Origin of the sequence: Sinorhizobium sp. P24N7 (genome assembly GCF_042436655.1) — a bacterium.
Taxonomy (GTDB): domain Bacteria; phylum Pseudomonadota; class Alphaproteobacteria; order Rhizobiales; family Rhizobiaceae; genus Sinorhizobium; species Sinorhizobium meliloti_A.
Genome location: NZ_JBHMIW010000154.1, coordinates 1 through 393, shown reverse-complemented (window position 1 = coordinate 393; position 393 = coordinate 1). Strand labels below are relative to the sequence as shown.

The 393-nt window shown below is 51.9% G+C and carries 1 protein-coding gene; it reads left to right on the top strand.

Annotation, left to right across the window (positions count from 1 at the left end):
• Positions 1 to 244 (top strand): DUF3830 family protein (locus ACFHWW_RS34405; RefSeq protein ID WP_379943875.1); only part of this gene is annotated, 244 nt, incomplete at its 5' end.
• Positions 245 to 393: the final 149 nt, after the last annotated feature.

The window sequence follows — 393 nt, the reverse complement described above, 5'->3', positions numbered from 1 at the left end:
CGGCTACGAAAAGGCGACCAGTTATCCTCAGCTTGGTGAGATCGTCATGTATCCTGGTAGCAAGGAGCAGGACGGCGGCGAGATTTATATGCCTTACGGTCCGAATGAATTTGCCTGCGAGTTTGGCAAGATTGCGGGAAATCATTTCCTGAGCATCGTAGCGGGTAAGGATGAACTTCCCGAACTCGGCGAGTTTGTGCATTGGCATGGTGCACAGGAAATCTTGTTCGAAGTCGCCGAATAGGCCAGGAACGATCCGTGACGGGGAAAGTTTCCAAACAGACGAGAGGCTCAGTCGCCCTTTAAAAAGGTATGAACTTTTTCTGCCTGACTGAGCCTCTTGGACGCCTCTCTGCCCAGCCTGTCTGCCAGAGATGCCGCGATATAATTGAG